The 14,553-nt window shown below is 45.1% G+C and carries 14 protein-coding genes; 13 read left to right on the plus strand and 1 reads right to left on the minus strand.

The genetic code is table 11. From position 1 onward, the window contains the following. The first annotated feature begins 64 nt into the window (after window positions 1-64). The 5 genes from D8792_RS08890 (at window position 65) to D8792_RS08910 (ending at window position 3,633) form a co-directional block, all read left to right on the plus strand. Window positions 65-913 (plus strand): metallophosphoesterase family protein, encoded by an 849-nt coding sequence (locus D8792_RS08890; RefSeq protein WP_125373719.1) that lies wholly within the window; start codon window positions 65-67, stop codon window positions 911-913. A 55-nt stretch (window positions 914-968) separates the two neighbouring features. Further along, window positions 969-1,418, plus strand: a complete 450-nt coding sequence (locus tag D8792_RS08895) for an Rrf2 family transcriptional regulator (RefSeq protein WP_125373720.1) — start codon at window positions 969-971, stop codon at window positions 1,416-1,418. A 129-nt stretch (window positions 1,419-1,547) separates the two neighbouring features. Further along, on the plus strand, window positions 1,548-2,177 hold the full coding sequence (locus D8792_RS08900; protein ID WP_125373721.1) for an NAD(P)-dependent oxidoreductase: 630 nt from the start codon (window positions 1,548-1,550) through the stop codon (window positions 2,175-2,177). 56 nt (window positions 2,178-2,233) lie between these two features. Further along, a complete protein-coding gene (locus tag D8792_RS08905) occupies window positions 2,234-3,091 on the plus strand; it encodes a VOC family protein (RefSeq protein WP_125373722.1) in 858 nt (285 codons plus the stop codon). Between the two features lie 35 nt (window positions 3,092-3,126). Then, complete coding sequence (locus tag D8792_RS08910; protein ID WP_125373723.1) at window positions 3,127-3,633, plus strand: methylated-DNA--[protein]-cysteine S-methyltransferase; 507 nt, start codon at window positions 3,127-3,129, stop codon at window positions 3,631-3,633. Between the two features lie 51 nt (window positions 3,634-3,684). On the opposite strand, the gene D8792_RS08915 is transcribed toward D8792_RS08910, so the two are convergent. Further along, the gene (locus D8792_RS08915; RefSeq protein ID WP_125373724.1) at window positions 3,685-4,767 is read right to left on the minus strand and encodes a M24 family metallopeptidase; all 1,083 of its coding nucleotides are present in this window, start codon (window positions 4,765-4,767) and stop codon (window positions 3,685-3,687) included. A gap of 262 nt (window positions 4,768-5,029) precedes the next feature. Here D8792_RS08915 and yycF point away from each other — a divergent pair, with 262 nt between their 5' ends. From yycF to D8792_RS08965, 8 genes are all read left to right on the plus strand, one after another. Beyond that, complete coding sequence (gene yycF, locus D8792_RS08925; RefSeq protein WP_005589489.1) at window positions 5,030-5,731, plus strand: response regulator YycF; 702 nt, start codon at window positions 5,030-5,032, stop codon at window positions 5,729-5,731. Beyond that, a complete protein-coding gene (vicK, locus tag D8792_RS08930) occupies window positions 5,724-7,088 on the plus strand; it encodes a cell wall metabolism sensor histidine kinase VicK (protein ID WP_125373726.1) in 1,365 nt (454 codons plus the stop codon). Before yycF ends, vicK begins: the two co-directional genes overlap by 8 nt. After that, on the plus strand, window positions 7,081-7,881 hold the full coding sequence (gene walJ / locus D8792_RS08935) for an exodeoxyribonuclease WalJ (RefSeq protein WP_048763295.1): 801 nt from the start codon (window positions 7,081-7,083) through the stop codon (window positions 7,879-7,881). The genes vicK and walJ overlap by 8 nt, the downstream gene beginning before the upstream one ends. A 325-nt stretch (window positions 7,882-8,206) precedes the next feature. Beyond that, a complete protein-coding gene (locus D8792_RS08945; RefSeq protein ID WP_125373727.1) occupies window positions 8,207-8,566 on the plus strand; it encodes a YbaN family protein in 360 nt (119 codons plus the stop codon). Between the two features lie 145 nt (window positions 8,567-8,711). After that, window positions 8,712-9,401: a ribonuclease III gene (gene rnc, locus D8792_RS08950; RefSeq protein WP_125373728.1), complete on the plus strand. Its 690-nt coding sequence runs from the start codon at window positions 8,712-8,714 to the stop codon at window positions 9,399-9,401. Next, window positions 9,401-12,937, plus strand: coding sequence for a chromosome segregation protein SMC (gene smc / locus D8792_RS08955; RefSeq protein ID WP_125373729.1), 3,537 nt, complete (start codon window positions 9,401-9,403; stop codon window positions 12,935-12,937). Before rnc ends, smc begins: the two co-directional genes overlap by 1 nt. Window position 12,938: 1 nt before the next feature. After that, window positions 12,939-13,733, plus strand: coding sequence for a Cof-type HAD-IIB family hydrolase (locus D8792_RS08960; protein ID WP_125373730.1), 795 nt, complete (start codon window positions 12,939-12,941; stop codon window positions 13,731-13,733). Then, entirely contained in the window at window positions 13,733-14,551 is an 819-nt protein-coding gene (locus D8792_RS08965; RefSeq protein ID WP_125373731.1) for a Cof-type HAD-IIB family hydrolase, read from the plus strand. The genes D8792_RS08960 and D8792_RS08965 overlap by 1 nt, the downstream gene beginning before the upstream one ends. Window positions 14,552-14,553 lie beyond the last annotated feature (2 nt).

The raw sequence follows: 14,553 nt of genomic DNA on the forward strand, positions 1-14,553 counted from the left end.
GATGGGTGGAAGTTTTTTTGAACTTTGATATAATATTCTTTGTAAAGAAAGAGAAAGACACACAATGACACGAAAAATTGCCTTATTATCCGATGTGCATGGGAATAGCACAGCCTTGGAAGCAGTACTTGCGGATGCGGAAAGCCAGCAGGTGACAGACTATTGGTTTTTAGGGGATTTGCTTCTGCCAGGAACCGGTCGCAGAAATATCTTAGATAGGATGGAGCAGCTGCCCATCAGCCTCCAGGTCAGAGGGAATTGGGAAGACAGCCTCTGGCATGCCCTGCACCAAAAGTTAGACTTGACACGTCCCAGCCATCTCTACCTGACCCGGCTCTGTCATTTTGTCCTAGAAGAAATCAAGCCTGAAGAGATTGACCGTATGCAGGAGCTTCCCCTACAGATCCTGACAGAAGTAGAGGGATTGAAGATTGCGGTTAGCCACCATCTGCCAGATAAGAATTGGGGGCGGGAGTTGATTCATATTGGCGAGCAGAGTTATTTCGACCGCCTTTTCGAGGGCAATGACTGTGCTGTTGCTGTTTATGGTCATATCCATCAGCAGTTTCTTCGTTATGGGACTCAGGGCCAGCTGATTATCAATCCCGGCTCTATTGGCCAGCCATTCTTTCTTGATTCAGCTTTGCGTCAGGACTTGCGAGCCCAGTATGCCATCTTAGAGATAGATCAGATGGGTCTGGCTGATGTCGACCTTCGGCGCGTGGCCTACGATGTGGAGCAGGAGCTGAGATTGGCTCGGGAGTTCCACTTGCCTTACTATGAGATTTATCGGGAGAGTTTGGTCAATGGTATCCACCATACCCACAACCACGACTTGTTGCGAGAGATTAGCGAGCGTGAAGGCTATGCAGATGAGATTGCAGCTTTCTTAAAGTCTGGTCGTAACTCTTGAAGTTACACCATTTTTGAGATATAATAGTGAGAGAAAATGATGAGGGAGGAGAAAAATGCAGATTTCTAGCCGTTTTACCATTGCCACGCATATGCTGATTGTACTGGCTTTGGAGGGAAAAAAGCGAAAACTGACAAGTGATATTCTTGCTGGAAGTGTCGGCGTCAATCCAGTTATTATCCGCAAGACCCTGTCCCAGCTCAAGAATGCCGGGATGATTACCGTTGCTCGTGGGACTGGAGGAGCAGAGATTGCCAAAAATTTGAAAGACATTAGCCTGTTGGATATCTATAGTGCGGTTGAATGTCTGGGCAAGAGTGGCCAGCTCTTTAGCTTTCATGACAAGCCCAATCCAGACTGTCCTATCGGCAAGAACATTCACAATGTCTTAGATGACCGCTTGGCGGCTATTCAAGCAGCCATGGAAGCTGAATTGGCTCAGACCAGCCTTGATGAGGTCGTCGCAGCAACCGAAAAAGAAATAAAAGAACAATCTGTTTCCTAGTGAGCAGATTGTTTTTTTGGGTGAATAATATTCCTAGATGTAATCATTGACGTTACATTAAGGCGTGGTATACTACTAGATGTAACAAAAACAATTACAATACAAAATTAACTATCGGAGGATAAGACTATGAAAATCGCAGTAATCGGAGCAAATGGAAAAGCTGGCAGCCTCATCGTGAATGAAGCAGTTGAGCGGGGGCATGATGTAACGGCCATCGTTCGGTCAGCTAATAAAAGTGAGGCCCAGCATGAATTGATTAAAGATTTGTTTGACCTGACTAAGGAAGACCTACTTGAGTTTGATGCAGTCGTATCAGCTTTTGGAGCTTTTGCACGCGACAACCTGCCTCAGCATACAAGTTCATTGGAACATCTAGCAATGCTTTTGGCAGATACAAAGATTCGATTGTTGATTGTCGGTGGTGCAGGCAGCCTCTATATGGATCCAGAAATGAGCATCCAGCTGTCAGATACACCAGATTTTCCAGCAGATTACAAGCCTTTGGCTAAAGCTATGGCGGAAGGGCTAGCTCATTTGCGTCAGTTTGATAATGTTCTATGGACCTACATCAGTCCTGCAGCAGATTTTGATGCAGATGGTGCTAAGACGGGCGATTATATCCTAGCTGGCGAGGTCTTTACTGTCAATGAAGCCGGTCAAAGTCGAATTAGCTATGCAGATTATGCTGTGGCTATGCTGGATGAGATTGAAAAGGGCAGCCACATCAAGAAACGTATCTCTGTTTTGGGGAAATAAAAAAAGATTGAGCAGAAGAACTGCTAAAATTTAGAATCGAAGAGAGGAGAAAGTACATGACTTTTGAATATGAAAGCAAGATTTATCTAGGAGAGGTGGCACTTTATGTAGCAGACCTAGCAAGACAAAAGGACTTTTATCAGCGCGTTTTAGGGCTGGAGCTTTTGGAAGAGCAGGACGGACAGGTGGCTTTGGGCAGGGACGGACAAGCGCTGGTGAAACTCTTAGCAACCAGTGACCGGCAGTCAGTTAAGTCGGCTTACGGTCTTTATCATCTGGCACTCTTGCTTCCAAGCCGTCAAGCTTTAGCGGATATCCTTAAGCATTTATCAGAAAATAGAGTTCCTATGGTCGGAGGAGCGGACCACGGTTATAGTGAAGCCATTTATCTGGAGGATCCAGAAGGCAATGGCATTGAGCTTTATCGGGACAAACCTCAGGCTGATTGGGATATTCGAGAAGATGGCCGCATTATCGGAGTGACGGAAGCGCTCGCGGCTCAAGAAATCTATGAACTAGGTCAGGAAGTCCAGCCGTTTAGTATTGCTGAAGGAACTCGTATGGGCCATGTCCACCTGTCTGTGAAAAATAGCAGAGCAGCCAGTCATTTTTACCAAAAACTTCTAGGCTTGGAGGACAAATTTTCTGTACCTTCTGCAAGCTGGCTGGCATCCGGAAACTACCATCATCATTTAGCCGTCAATGAATGGGGAGGTTCTCACTTGAATCATCGCCAACCTAAACAACAGGGACTAGCCTATTTTGAGGCGGAAGTAGAAGGAAAAGAAGACCTAGTAGCTATTTATGAAAATGCTCTGGACTTGCAGGCGCCAGTCCGATGGATTAGCTCCCAAGAGCTAGAAATCACAGATCCAGATGGGATTGTGGCAAAAATTAAGACAAGAGTGGTATAATAAGGCATATCAAAAAGCTAAAAGAAAGAAAAAATATGTACAAGACTTATTATGCATCACCGATTGGCCGGATTCTTATCTTGACAGACGCAAATGCCTTGTTGGGACTTTGGCTGGAGAATCAAAAATATTTTGGGGCAGGCTATAATCTAGAGCAAGCGCAGCAGGAGGAGACAGAAGTCAGCCGACGCGTCTCTGCCTGGCTGGATGCTTATTTTAAGGGAGAAAATCCTGCGACTGATGAGATACCGCTTGCGCCTCAAGTGACTGAGTTTAGAAGCAAGGTTCTGACAGTACTGCAGAAGATTCCCTATGGACAAACGGCTACCTATTCAGATATTTTGCGGGAATTGCAGGATGAGTATGGGAAAATTGGCTCTGCTAGAGCAGTTGGTGGCGCCATTGGTCATAATCCCATTTCCCTTCTGATTCCTTGCCATCGGATTGTCGGAAGCGACGGCAAACTAACCGGTTATGCCGATGGCCTTGATAAAAAAGCCTTCCTACTGGAGTTGGAGGCTGGGGAGAAGACAACAGGATAAATAAAACTATTGATAAGCTAAAAAAGCACCGAACGGTGCTTTTCTGTTATTCTATTCAAAATACAACAAGTCCTTGCTAGTCTCGGTGAAGATTTCAAAACCATTCTTAGTGACATGGCCGCAGTCTTCGATACGGACACCGACCTTGCCAGGGATGTAGATGCCAGGCTCAACAGAGAAGCACATGCCTTCTTCGATGACCATGTCGTTGCCCTCCATGATGGATGGAAATTCGTGGACATCCATACCGATACCGTGTCCAAGGCGGTGGTTAAAGTATTCGCCATAACCAGCTTTTTCGATGACTTCACGGGCGGCGCGGTCTACTTCATGAGCTGTGACGCCTGGTTTGATAAAATCAAGCGCTGCTTGCTGGGCTTCCAATGTCAGATAGTAGATATCTTTTTTGAACTGATCTGGCTGGCCGACAGCAACGGTCCGTGTCATATCGCTGGCATAGCCATTGACCATGCAGCCAAGGTCAAAGAGAAGAAGGGCATTGTTTTCGATCTTATTGGCTCCGGGAATGCCGTGCGGATTGGCTGCGTTATTGCCTGTCAGAACCATAGTTTCAAAGCTCATTTCGTAGCCTTCTCGCTTGATGGCGAAGTCGATTTGAGCGATGATGTCTGTTTCAGTATTTTCTAGTGAAATATTGTCAAAACCGATGTTGACAGCCTTGTCAGCATACTTGCCGGCTACTAGCATTTTCTGGATTTCATCGGCTGACTTGATCAAGCGCAAGCGGTTGATGTAAGGAGTCAAATTGACAAATTCAGCCCCATCAAAAACGGTACGCAGGCCGTGGTACTTGGTTAAAATCAGATTGTCAAACTCGACCGCTACTTGTTTGAAGGTGTGAGATGGTAGGGAAGCCTTGATTTTTTCCCAAGGATTTTCAGAATCGACATAGCCCACAACCTGAAAGTCTACGGTAGAAGAAGCACGCTCAACTTCCAGTGCTGGTACGAAAAGAAGTGGCTCATGGTCAGTGTAGACGAATAGGAACATCTGGCGTTCATGTGGATCGCTGTAAAAGCCTGTTAGGTAATGAATGGTTACAGGATCGGAGATTACAGCTACATCCTGCTTTTCATTTTCAAGATAAGTGATGATTTGATTGATTTTTGTCATAGTTCAACCTTCTTTCTATGCCTCTATTTTTGCAGAAAAAGTGAAAAAAATCAAGGATTTTAGTGAGGATTCCTCATCCTTGATTGAGATTTTTGGGAGAAAGAAAGATAGGGTAAAATTTTTACAAGAATGTTGGAATATAGTGTGCGAAAATAGTATTTTTTAAGGAAAATTTGATATAATAGTGCTTATGGAGCAGTAGGACAAGTACAAAAACAATAGATGTCTAAGCTTAAAAATCGTATAGATATGAAGGTAAAAAATGAAAAAAATATTAGTTGTAGATGACGAGAAGCCAATCTCGGACATTATAAAGTTTAACATGGCTAAGGAAGGCTATGAAGTACTGACAGCCTTTGATGGTAAAGAAGCTCTAGAAATGTTTGAAGCAGAGCAGCCGGATATCTTAATTCTGGATTTGATGTTGCCAGAAGTGGATGGACTGGATGTTGCTCGGACCATCCGCAAGACCAGCAATGTGCCGATTATTGTACTTTCGGCCAAAGATAGCGAATTTGATAAGGTAATCGGTCTGGAAATCGGTGCCGATGACTATGTGACCAAGCCCTTTTCAAATCGTGAATTACTGGCTCGGGTCAAGGCCTTGTTGCGCCGTTCTGAATTAATCCCAGATAGTCATGTGGACGAGAGCAGTCCAAAGGAATTGTTTATTGGGGATTTGCAGATTCTTCCAGATGCTTTTGTGGTGAAAAAACATGGGAAAGAATTGGAATTGACCCATCGTGAATTTGAACTCTTGCACCATTTGGCTACTCATGTTGGTCAGGTTATGACGCGTGAGCACTTGCTGGAAACCGTCTGGGGCTATGATTACTTTGGAGATGTGCGGACAGTCGATGTGACCATTCGTCGTCTGCGCGAAAAAATCGAAGATACTCCAAGCCGTCCAGAGTACATCTTGACTCGCCGCGGTGTCGGTTATTACATAAGAAATAATGATTGAAACGCTAAAAGAATTTGTGCTTTCTCCTGACTTTGTCTTTTCACTGATTGTTGTCGGATTTATCATCGTTGTGGCTCTTTTACTTCTGGAAAATCGACGAGATACTCAAAAGCTGGTGCAGTTAAATCAAAAGATCAAGGGATTGATTGCAGGAGATTATTCAGAAGTTTTAGATATGCAGGGCAGTCCTGAAATCACGGACATGACCAATTCCATTAATGATCTTTCTGAAGTGATTCGCCTGACGCATGAAAATTTGGAGCAAGAGACCAAGCGTCTATCCAGCATCTTGTCTTATATGACGGATGGTGTGCTTGCGACCAATCGTCGAGGGCAGATTATTACCATCAATGATATGGCAACCAAGCAATTGGGGGTCAAACGTGATGATGTGCTTAATACCAGTATTTTAGATTTGCTGGATATTGCCGATGAGTACGATCTACGCGAATTGATTACCAATGTTCCAGAATTGACCATTGATTCTCAAGACGAAAACGGCGAATACGTAAGCTTGCGGGTTCGATTTGCCTTGATCAGACGGGAGTCAGGTTTTATATCAGGGTTGGTAGCAGTGTTGCACGATACAACGGAGCAAGACAAGGAAGAACGGGAGCGTCGGCTTTTCGTTTCCAATGTTAGCCATGAATTGCGGACGCCTCTAACCAGTGTAAAATCCTATCTGGAGGCTTTAGACGATGGCGCTCTGTCAGAGCCTGTTGCACCGGAATTTGTCAAAGTCTCACTAACTGAGACAAATCGGATGATGCGGATGGTGACGGACTTGCTTAGCTTATCGCGGATTGATAATAATACCAGCCATCTGGACGTTGAGCTGACCAATTTTACGGCCTTTATCACCTATATCCTCAACCGTTTTGATAAGATAAAAAATCAGGATGAGACCAAAAAATATGAGATTATCAGGGATTATTCAATTACGCCGATTTGGGTAGAGATTGATACGGATAAGATGACTCAGGTTATTGATAATATCATGAACAATGCCATCAAGTATTCACCTGATGGTGGGACGATTACGGTTTCTGTGAGGACAACAGATGTTCAGTTGATTCTTTCAATTTCGGATGAAGGTTTGGGCATTCCCAAGCAGGATCTGCCAAAGATTTTTGATCGTTTCTATCGGGTGGATAAGGCCCGCAGTCGAGCCCAGGGAGGAACGGGCTTGGGTCTGGCTATTGCTAAAGAAATTATCAAGCAGCATCATGGCTTTATCTGGGCCAAAAGTGAGTACGGAAAGGGCTCTACCTTTACTATCGTCCTTCCATATGATAACGATGCTGTCCGTGTAGATGACTGGGAAAATGAAGAGAATGTAGAAAGTGAACATGACTAAGGGATTTCAATATAGTATTCTAGCATCAGGCTCGAGTGGTAATTGCTTTTATCTGGAAACAGACCAAAAACGCCTACTTGTCGATGCTGGTCTATCAGGGAAAAAAATTACCAGCCTTTTGAGTGAAATTGATCGCAAACCAGAAGATTTAGATGCTATTTTGGTCACCCATGAGCACAAGGATCACATCCATGGTGTAGGAGTTTTGGCGCGTAAGTACAATCTAGATATTTATGCCAACGAAGCAACCTGGCGAGCGATGGAAAAGGACTTGGGCAAGCTGGATGCCAGTCAGAAGCATATCTTTGAAATGGGTAAGATGAAGACCTTCGGTGACCTCGATATCGAAAGTTTTGGAGTGAGCCATGATGCGGCTGCTCCTCAGTTTTACCGCTTTATGAAGGATGACAAGAGCTTTGTCATGCTGACGGATACGGGCTATGTTAGCGACCGCATGGCTGGAGTGATTGAGAATGCAGATGCTTATTTGATCGAGAGCAATCATGATATCGAGATTCTCCGGAGCGGTGCTTATCCGTGGAGTCTGAAACAGCGCATCCTGTCTGACTTGGGGCATTTATCCAACGAAGACGGTGCAGAGACCATGATTCGCACACTTGGCAATCGCACCAAGCGCATTTATCTGGGGCATTTGAGCAAGGAAAATAATATCAAGGAGCTGGCTCATATGACTATGGTCAATCAACTGGCTCAAGCTGACTTGCCAGTGGGTCATGATTTCCAAGTCTTTGATACTTCTCCTGACACTGCAACGCCTTTGGTAAATATCTAATCATCAGTCGCTCAGAAAGAGAGTGGGACGGAAATCGGTAATTCGTTAGAATTCGATTTCGTCGTCCCACCTCCGCACAGTTGAATAGGGCTGTAAAAGCTGATGAAATCAGCGTAGTAGAACCCACTCAACCACTGCGTCTTGCTCGACAATCCAAAGACAATTGAGGGGCTAGGACTTTTGTCCCAACCTCTTTTTTAGGATTGACAAGAATTATTATTTATGGGAAACTAGTTTTATATTTTTTAGCTTGTTTTTTATACTAGAAAGGAAGCTAAAGAATTGAAATGAAGAACGACTATGAAAATCTACGTGAGGAAACCAAATGCGCTTGATTTATTTTGTGATTGCCTGTCTATCTTTGGCCTTAGGAGTGCTGGGGATTTTTCTGCCCCTTCTTCCTACGACCCCATTTTTGCTTTTGTCTATTGCTTGCTTTTCGCGTAGCTCCAAGCGGATTGAGAATTGGCTTTATCACACCAAAATGTATCAAATCTATGTCGCAGATTTTCGGGAGACTGGCTCGATTGCCAAAGAGCGCAAGAAAAAGATTATCGTGTCCATCTATATCTTGATGGGAATTTCTATTACTTTCGCGCCCATTATTTGGGTGAAAATTTTCTTGTTCGCCCTGACAATCTTTATTACTTATTACCTTTTCAAGGTCATCCCAGATAAGGAATAGACCGGGAATTACGCTAAGAAGACAAGTAAACAAGTGCGTTGACACTTGTTTTTTGGTATAATGGTAGATAGTTCACAAAGAACATCATTTTAGAAAGGACGGATTGGACTCATGCTCTGCCTTGGCCTAGCATGAAAAAGAAACTATGGAACATTTAAAAGATGCACTGCTGGAGCAGTTTGGACTGGTGTTTGAAGACAGCAGTCTGCTAGAGACCGCTTTTACTCACACCAGCTATGCCAATGAGCACCGCCTCTTAAAAATTTCACACAATGAACGCCTGGAATTTTTAGGAGACGCTGTTCTGCAGCTGATTATTTCTGAGTATTTATATAAAAAATACCCCAAAAAACCAGAAGGAGATTTGTCAAAACTACGCTCTATGATTGTTCGGGAGGAGAGTTTAGCTGGCTTTGCACGGGACTGTCAGTTTGATCAGTTTATCAAGCTGGGTCGCGGTGAGGAAAAGTCCGGAGGCCGCAATCGCGATACCATTCTGGGTGACTTATTTGAGGCCTTTTTGGGTGCCCTTCTTTTGGATAAGGATGTGGAGACTGTTAAGGACTTTATTTATCAAGTCATGATTCCCAAGGTGGAAGCAGGAGACTTTGAGCAGGTGACTGACTATAAGACCAAGCTGCAGGAACTTCTGCAGGTTAATGGCGATGTGGAGATTGTCTATCAGGTTACAGATGAGACAGGGCCAGCCCATGCTAAGAATTTTGCTGTGGCTGTATTGATTAATGGTCAGAAAGCAGGTCAGGGACAAGGCCGTTCTAAGAAACTGGCTGAGCAGGAAGCTGCCAAGGATGCATTTGAAAAGGAAAGTCACTAATGTTTTTAAAGGAAATTGAAATTCAGGGCTTCAAGTCATTTGCAGACAAGACCAAGGTGGTTTTTGACCAAGGGGTGACTGCTGTTGTTGGTCCCAATGGCTCAGGCAAGTCCAACATTACAGAGAGCCTGCGCTGGGCTCTGGGTGAGTCGAGCGTCAAGAGTCTGCGGGGCGGTAAGATGCCCGATGTTATTTTTGCTGGGACGGAGAACCGCAAGCCCCTCAACTATGCTTCGGTCGTTGTGATTTTGGATAATCAGGACCAGTTTATCAAGCAGGCTGGCAAGGAAATCCGTGTCGAGCGCCATATCTATCGTAGTGGTGATAGCGAGTACAAGATTGACGGTAAAAAGGTTCGGCTGCGCGATGTCCATGACCTTTTCATGGATACAGGGCTAGGACGAGATTCCTTCTCCATCATTTCCCAAGGGAAGGTCGAGGAAATCTTTAACAGCAAACCAGAAGAGCGTCGGGCTATCTTTGAAGAAGCGGCTGGAGTGCTCAAATACAAGACCCGCCGCAAGGAAACAGAGAGCAAGCTAGCGCAGACTCAAGACAATCTGGATCGCTTGGAAGACATTATCTACGAGCTGGATAGTCAAGTCAAGCCACTGGAAAAGCAGGCTGAGACTGCTAAGCGCTTTTTAGAACTGAATCAAGAGCGTCAGGAGCTCTATCTGGATGTTTTGGTGGCTCAAATTAAGGCGAATAAAACTGATTTGACGGTGGCAGAGGCTGATTTGGAGAGTATCAAGCAGGAGCTGGTGGCCTATTATACGAAACGGGATGAGTTGGAACGTGAAAATCAAGAGATTAAGGTCAAACGCCAGGAAGTGAGTCAAAAACTGTCTGACGATCAGGCCAGTCTTTTGGAGCTGACGCGTTTGATCAGTGATTTGGAACGCCAGATAGACCTAGCTAAGTTGGAGTCTAGTCAGGCGGCCAACAGCCGTTTGGAAAATGAAGAACGTTTGGCTGGGTTGAGAGAAAAAAGCCAGCAGTTGACAGCTGATATTTCCTCCAAGGAAGCTCATCTAGCTGATTTAGCAGTCCAGTTGACAGAAAATCAAGAGGCTATGAGCCAGTTGGAAGCAGAATTGGCGGACTTTTCAGATGACCCGGATCAGTTGATTGAAAATCTGCGGGATCGTTACGTCAAGCTCATGCAAGAAGAAGCGGATCTGTCTAACGACTTGACATCGCTCGAAAATCGTCTGGAGAATGAGCGTAGTCAAGCTGCCAGCAAACAGGCTGAGTTTAGCAAACTGCAGGCTGATTTAAAAGCTGGTAGGGCAGAAGAAGCGGATCGACAGGCGGAATTAGAAGAGGCTCAGACTGCCCTCAGAGCCTTGCTAGATCAGTATCAGGAGCAGCAGGGGCAGGTCGAGAAGTTGGCGACTGCTTATCAAAATGAGCAGACCAGCATGTTTGCCCTGCTGGATGATTTGAAAAATAAAAAAGCCCGTGCAGCCAGTTTAGAAGCTATCCTTAAAAATCACAGTAATTTTTATGCAGGTGTAAAAAGCGTCCTGCAGGAGGCTGATCGTCTGGGTGGTATTGTCGGGGCAGTCAGCGAGAAATTAAGCTTCGATNCTCANTACCAGACTGCTTTNGAAATTGCGCTGGGGGCAAGCAGCCAGCATATCATCGTTGAGGACGAGGGAGCAGCGACCAGAGCCATCGATTTTCTCAAGAAAAATCGGGCTGGTCGGGCTACTTTCCTGCCTCTGACGACCATCAAGGCTCGTCAACTTCCTGAGCAAAATCAATCTCGAATTGAGGCTAGTCCTGGCTTCCTAGGTTTGGCTTCAGAGCTGGTGACCTATGAGGCAGGTTTGGAGAATATTTTCCAAAATCTGCTGGGAATAACCGCTATTTTTGATACGGTTGAACATGCGCGTGCAGCTGCCCGTCAGGTTCGTTACCAAGTAAGAATTGTCACGCTGGACGGTACGGAACTGCGCACAGGCGGTTCTTATGCCGGAGGAGCTAATCGCAATAATAACACAATCTTTATCAAGCCTGAACTGGACAGCCTGCTCGTAGAAATGGAGCAGCAGTCTCAGAAGCTAAAAGCTCAGGAGCAGCAAGTCGAAAGCTTGCAGTCTCAGCTATCAGAGGCCAAGCAAGCCTTGGAAGCCATCAAGTCTGAGGGTGAGCAAGCCCGCTTGACGGAGCAAAGAGTCAAGTTGGCCTACGAACAGATTGCAGAGCGGGTTGCGGAACTCAGCCAGCTAGAGCAATTGCAGGAGCAAGATTTGGCTAGCCAGTCTGAGACTGCAGGGCTTGCTGAAAAGAAAAAAATGGAAGAGCGGCTGTCGGCTATCGAGGCTTCCAAAGTAGCCATTACTGCTGAAATCGAGCAAGTCAAGTCGAATAAAAACGCTGTTCAGGATCGCTTCGATCAGCTATCGGCTAACCTGTCTGAACTGAAATTGAAGGACACGGAGCTGACTTCTAGCCAGCGCTTTGAGAAGAATGATTTATCGCGTTTGCTAGAGGAGAAGGCTGCACTGGACAAGGAAGTCGCTACTTTGCAGCTTTTGATAGAGCAAAAGGAAGAAGCAGTCAGCCAGAAGATGGATATTTCCGTCTTGGAAGAACAGCTCAAAACTGCTCAAGAGAAAAAGACAGACTTGGATCAGAGTCTCATCCGACTCAAATTTGAGCTGGATGACTTAGAGGGCCAGTCTGAGGATATTCTAGGGCATTTAGATCAAGCCCGTCAGCAAAACGAAAGTCTGATTCGCCGTCAGGCCAAGGCAGAGGCAGAAAAAGAGAAATTTTCAGATGCCTTGCGTCGTCTGCTGACCAATCTGACGGATAATTACCAGATCAGCTTTGAAGAGGCTGATCAAAGAGCGCGTTCTTTGGAAAATCTTGCAGCTGCGGAGGCTCAAGTCAAAGATTTAGAAAAGGCTATTCGTGCTTTGGGACCAGTCAATCTGGAAGCAGTAGAACAATTTGAAGAAGTCAGCAACCGACTGAATTTCCTCAATAGTCAGCGGAACGATGTCCTCTCGGCTAAAAATCTCCTCTTGGAAACCATTGAAGAGATGAATGACGAAGTCAAGGAACGTTTCCAAACAACTTTTGAAGCCATTCGTGAAAGCTTCAAGCTGACCTTTAGACAGATGTTTGGCGGCGGTTCAGCGGACCTGATCTTGACAGAAGGAGACCTGCTGACAGCTGGGGTAGAGATTTCAGTTCAGCCTCCAGGCAAGAAAATCCAATCCCTCAATCTCATGAGTGGTGGGGAAAAAGCCCTGTCAGCCTTGGCGCTTCTCTTCTCCATCATCCGCGTCAAGACTATTCCTTTTGTCATCTTGGATGAAGTTGAGGCAGCTCTGGATGAGGCCAATGTTAAGCGCTTTGGAGATTATCTTAACCGCTTTGACAAAGAAAGCCAGTTTATCGTTGTGACCCACCGCAAGGGAACCATGTCTGCGGCAGATTCCATCTATGGAGTGACCATGCAGGAGTCAGGAGTTTCCAAGATTGTGTCGGTCAAGTTAAAAGATTTAGAAAGTTTATAGTATGAGCATAAAATTAGTAGCAACAGATATGGATGGTACTTTTTTAGATGACAAGGGCCAGTTTGATATGGAACGGCTCAAGTACCTGCTAGCTCAGTTTAGAGAAAAGGGCATCTACTTTGCTGTTGCCAGTGGTCGAGGGATTCTCTCTCTTGAAAAGCTCTTTCATGAAGTTCGGGATGATATTATCTTTATTGCAGAAAATGGTAGCCTAGTAGAGTTTCAAGGGAAAGATTTATACGAAGCTACCATGCCAAGAGAATTTTATCTAAAGGTATTTGACAAGCTTAAGGAGTCGCCCTTTGTCAATATCAACGAGTTGCTCCTAACAGGGAAAAAAGGCTGTTATGTCCTAGATACAGTAGATCCGGCTTATCTCTCTTTCAGCGCTAATTATAATGAAAATATCCAAAAGGTAGCTGATTTTAGTGAGATTACAGACGAGATTTTCAAATTCACGACTAATTTCAGCGAAGAAACAGTGGCAGATGGTGAAGCCTGGGTCAATGAAAATGTCGCTGGTGTCAAGGCCATGACAACGGGCTATAAGTCGATTGATATCGTGCTGGATTATGTGGATAAAGGGGTGGCTCTTGTCGAGCTGGCTAAGAAGCTAGGCCTAGAGATGGATCAGGTCATGGCTTTTGGTGATAATCTCAATGACCTACATATGATGCAGGTGGTGGGGCACCCGATTGCACCAGAAAACGCGCGGCCGGAAATTTTGGCAATTGCTAAGGAAGTGATTGGCCACCATGCGGCCCAATCTGTTATGACTTACATGGAGGGCTTATAATGGCTGATATTAAATTGATTGCTTTGGACTTGGACGGGACGCTTTTGACCACGGATAAAAAGATTTCTGAAGAGAATCTAGCAGCGCTCAAAGCGGCTCAGCAGCAGGGAGTCAAAGTTGTATTGACCACAGGTCGTCCACTTAAGGCTATGGAATTTTTCCTGCATGAGCTGGGTACCGATGGTCAGGTAGAAGAATACACCATTACCTTTAATGGTGGTCTAGTTCAGCGCAATACGGGCGAAATTTTGGATAAAACAGTTTTTGCCTACGATGATGTGGCTAGGATTTTTGAAGAGACTGAGAAATTAGGTCTACCTCTGGATGCGATTGATGGTGGCTTGGTTTATCAGATTCAATCAGACCAAGCATCGCTCTATGCGGAGTTTAATCCAGCTCTGAATTTTGAATCCATTGCTTTTGAGGATCTTTCTAGCCAGATTACCTACAATAAGTGCGTCACAGCCTTTGCTCAGGAACCCTTGGATGCAGCCATTCCTCACATTTCGCCCGAACTTTTTGACCAGTATGAGATTTTCAAATCACGAGAAATGCTGCTGGAATGGTCACCGAAAAATGTCCACAAGGCGACTGGTTTGGAGAAACTGATTGCCCACTTGGGAATTGATAAAAGCCAAGTCATGGCCTGCGGTGACGAAGCCAATGATTTGTCAATGATTGCTTGGGCTGGTCTGGGCGTTGCCATGCAAAATGCCGTGCCAGAAGTCAAGGAAGTCGCAGAAGTTGTCACTCCGATGACCAATGATGAAGATGCAGTTGCTTGGGCAATTCGGAAATATGTATTGAAGGAGAACTAAAG

The sequence above is a fragment of the Streptococcus cristatus genome (assembly GCF_003943505.1).
Classification (GTDB): Bacteria; Bacillota; Bacilli; order Lactobacillales; family Streptococcaceae; genus Streptococcus; species Streptococcus cristatus_E.

Excerpts from the sequence above, each read along its gene's own strand:
- walJ (WP_048763295.1), top strand. The coding sequence starts at position 7,081 with ATGACTAAGGGATTTCAATATAGTATTCTAGCATCAGGCTCGAGTGGT.
- D8792_RS08960 (WP_125373730.1), top strand. The coding sequence starts at position 12,939 with ATGAGCATAAAATTAGTAGCAACAGATATGGATGGTACTTTTTTAGAT.
- rnc (WP_125373728.1), top strand. The coding sequence starts at position 8,712 with ATGGAACATTTAAAAGATGCACTGCTGGAGCAGTTTGGACTGGTGTTT.
- vicK (WP_125373726.1), top strand. The coding sequence starts at position 5,724 with ATGATTGAAACGCTAAAAGAATTTGTGCTTTCTCCTGACTTTGTCTTT.
- D8792_RS08910 (WP_125373723.1), top strand. The coding sequence starts at position 3,127 with ATGTACAAGACTTATTATGCATCACCGATTGGCCGGATTCTTATCTTG.
- D8792_RS08900 (WP_125373721.1), top strand. The coding sequence starts at position 1,548 with ATGAAAATCGCAGTAATCGGAGCAAATGGAAAAGCTGGCAGCCTCATC.
- yycF (WP_005589489.1), top strand. The coding sequence starts at position 5,030 with ATGAAAAAAATATTAGTTGTAGATGACGAGAAGCCAATCTCGGACATT.
- D8792_RS08905 (WP_125373722.1), top strand. The coding sequence starts at position 2,234 with ATGACTTTTGAATATGAAAGCAAGATTTATCTAGGAGAGGTGGCACTT.
- D8792_RS08895 (WP_125373720.1), top strand. The coding sequence starts at position 969 with ATGCAGATTTCTAGCCGTTTTACCATTGCCACGCATATGCTGATTGTA.
- D8792_RS08890 (WP_125373719.1), top strand. The coding sequence starts at position 65 with ATGACACGAAAAATTGCCTTATTATCCGATGTGCATGGGAATAGCACA.
- D8792_RS08965 (WP_125373731.1), top strand. The coding sequence starts at position 13,733 with ATGGCTGATATTAAATTGATTGCTTTGGACTTGGACGGGACGCTTTTG.
- D8792_RS08945 (WP_125373727.1), top strand. The coding sequence starts at position 8,207 with ATGCGCTTGATTTATTTTGTGATTGCCTGTCTATCTTTGGCCTTAGGA.
- D8792_RS08915 (WP_125373724.1), bottom strand. The coding sequence starts at position 4,767 with ATGACAAAAATCAATCAAATCATCACTTATCTTGAAAATGAAAAGCAG.